This is a genomic window from Myroides pelagicus (assembly GCF_009711055.1).
Classification (GTDB): Bacteria; Bacteroidota; Bacteroidia; order Flavobacteriales; family Flavobacteriaceae; genus Flavobacterium; species Flavobacterium pelagicum.
The window spans coordinates 1-2,785 of the sequence record NZ_WMJY01000075.1; the positions used below are offsets into that span (position 1 = coordinate 1).

The window sequence follows — 2,785 nt, forward strand, 5'->3', positions numbered from 1 at the left end:
AAATGCTGTTGCATTTATTTGTTGAATCTAAGAAATAAAAAGAATAATAAATAAAAAACTCTTCTCGTTCATGTAGAAGAGTTTTTTTGTGAAAACGACTAACACCAATAAAAAGTCGTATTTTTGACTTTGTTATGAACATAGTACAACAGATACAGACGCCAATCAAGAAAGAGATGGAGCTTTTCGAGAAAAAGTTTCATAAATCTATGACTACCAAAGTAGCATTACTTAATCGTATTACTTATTACATCGTAAACAGAAAAGGGAAGCAAATGCGTCCGATGTTCGTATTTCTAGTTGCCAAGATGGTTGGTGATGAAGAAGTAAATGAGCGAACCTATAGAGGAGCATCTGTCATAGAGTTGATACATACAGCGACTTTAGTACATGATGATGTAGTTGATGATAGTAATATGCGTAGAGGATTCTTTTCGTTAAATGCACTATGGAAAAATAAGATAGCGGTCTTAGTAGGAGATTATCTATTGTCAAAAGGTTTATTGTTGTCTATTGATAATGGTGATTTTGATTTATTGCGTATTATTTCAGTAGCAGTGCGTGAAATGAGTGAAGGAGAGTTACTTCAGATTGAAAAGGCGAGACGTTTAGACATTACAGAAGAGGTTTATTACGAGATAATTCGTCAGAAGACTGCTACACTTATAGCGGCATGCTGTTCTTTAGGGGCAGCGGCAGTAAAGCCTGATGATGCAGAGCTTATCGAGAAGATGCGCAAGTTTGGTGAATTAATTGGTATGGCGTTTCAAATAAAAGATGATTTGTTTGACTATACAGATGGACCTATCGGTAAGCCGACAGGTATAGATATTAAAGAGCAAAAGATGACACTACCTCTTATTTATGCTTTGAATACAGCAGATTCTAAAGAGAAAAAGTGGTTAATCAATTCTGTAAAGAATCATAACGAGGATAAAAAACGAGTGAAAGAAGTTATTGCTTTCGTTAAAGACAAAGGAGGGTTAGAATATGCTAGCGCCAAGATGATAGAGTATCAGCAAGAGGCATTAAGTATTTTACGTGAGTTTCCTGAGTCTACATATAGAGAGGCATTGTTTACGATGGTGAATTATGTTATCGAGAGAAAGAAATAGTTTTTGGCTCTGTCTTTACAATCTTTTATCTAGATAGTATATTCTGTCTTTGATTTTTGTTTATATTTATAACTGAATTTCAAAATGTTAGTTGTTAAATATAGGCAATGCATTTCTCTTTTTTTTATGTTGTTTATGCAAGTTATTGTTTTGGCTCAGTCAAGACAAATAAAAGGAAGAGTTATAGATCGTATTACTCAACAAGGAATTAGTGGAGTAGTCATAAGTGATTCCACTGGAGGTATTGTGGTCGTTAGTAATGACCAAGGTGAATTTATTTTATACTTTGATGATCACATAACAGGGTTAACCTTTAATCATATCTCCTATCAATCGTTACGAGAGAAAGTATCAAACCGTATGGAAGTGCCTTTAACTCCTGTAATACAGGAATTAGAGGAGATTATGGTGTTTAATAAGCCTATTCAGAAGGTGTTCGTTACAGCTTTTACAAATATGAAAGGCTCTGTACAAAAGGGGGATTTATATGAAGCGTATGTTCGCGAGTTTAATGTTATAAATAATAACAGGGTGAATGTGGCTGATGCTATGGTAGACTTCTATATCAATAGTGTCGGAAGTAAGGCTTTAGTAGAGATTAAAGAACGTCGTACGTATGAGTCAAAACAAGAGATAGACCTTGAAAATATGGAAGAGTACTTTAGTGTAATGGGGACGGGTGATTTTCGTACTACACTGAATTCTTTTGTTTCAGTAGATTATCTCAATAAGATGATTAAGAATGATAAGGTCTATGATTATATTGTAAAGAAACAAGTTAGAGGTAATGAAGGGACTGTAGTTATACTAGAATATGATGTAAAAGATAAAACTTCATTGAAAGAAAAAGGATTTATCTAAGAAAGAAGTTTATATACAAGGATATGTCGTCTTCGATGAATCACTAACGAAAATATTAGAGTATAAAATAGGTATGGCTGAAGAATCTAAAGCGAACTTAAAGGAGTTTAATTACTTAGAGCTATTTAAGATTAAATTGAGAGATATTAGTTCACATGCTGTATTTTTGGAAAAAGAGGGTGGTACAATATTAAATTATGGAATGCGCAATGCATTGATGGATTTAACTGTGCGAAAAGAGGAAAAGGTAATGATAGATATGAAGCGTGAGATTATGATAGATAAATTAATCAGCGGTGTGGAAATACCTAAACAGAAGTCTTTTAAGGACAAGGCATTATTCGGTGCTCCGACTAGTTATCAGACAATTTATTGGAAGGGAAGAAATATACGTCCATTGACCGTAAAAGAAGTTTCGATTTTAGATAAATTAGAAAAAAAAGAAAAATAGATTAGTTATATGTCCCACCTTATGCGTCCATATAGAAACAAAGAGGGTAAACAAGGTTATAATAGTTATTTTATAGAATTAAGGATAAGCGAAGAATTAAGTTTGTAATGTGTTTAACACAAACGATTTTTGGCATATTGTAATTAATTTTAGATGACGTATTTAATATAGATGAGTAGTCTTTAGATGTGGACATGAGTGATTATAGAGTAATTAATACATTGAATACTTATATTTCAGAGGGTTGTTTTTAGAGTAATTATTCTAGAAACAACTCTCTTTTATTTACTTTTGCAATTGCTTTAAATGTATATGTTTTTACTACGTGAATTCAAGTTATAAATGCAACATTAGTCAT

General features: G+C 32.5%; 3 protein-coding genes. All 3 read left to right on the plus strand.

The window, feature by feature from the left end; translation table 11 throughout:
• Positions 1 to 134: 134 nt before the first annotated feature.
• The 3 genes from GJV77_RS14545 (at position 135) to GJV77_RS14555 (ending at position 2,427) form a co-directional block, all read left to right on the plus strand.
• Positions 135 to 1,115, plus strand: coding sequence for a polyprenyl synthetase family protein (locus GJV77_RS14545; RefSeq protein ID WP_155037055.1), 981 nt, complete (start codon positions 135 to 137; stop codon positions 1,113 to 1,115).
• A gap of 135 nt (positions 1,116 to 1,250) precedes the next feature.
• The gene (locus GJV77_RS14550) at positions 1,251 to 1,976 is read left to right on the plus strand and encodes a peptidase associated/transthyretin-like domain-containing protein (RefSeq protein ID WP_155037056.1); all 726 of its coding nucleotides are present in this window, start codon (positions 1,251 to 1,253) and stop codon (positions 1,974 to 1,976) included.
• A 73-nt stretch (positions 1,977 to 2,049) separates the two neighbouring features.
• Complete coding sequence (locus tag GJV77_RS14555) at positions 2,050 to 2,427, plus strand: hypothetical protein (RefSeq protein WP_155037057.1); 378 nt, start codon at positions 2,050 to 2,052, stop codon at positions 2,425 to 2,427.
• Positions 2,428 to 2,785 lie beyond the last annotated feature (358 nt).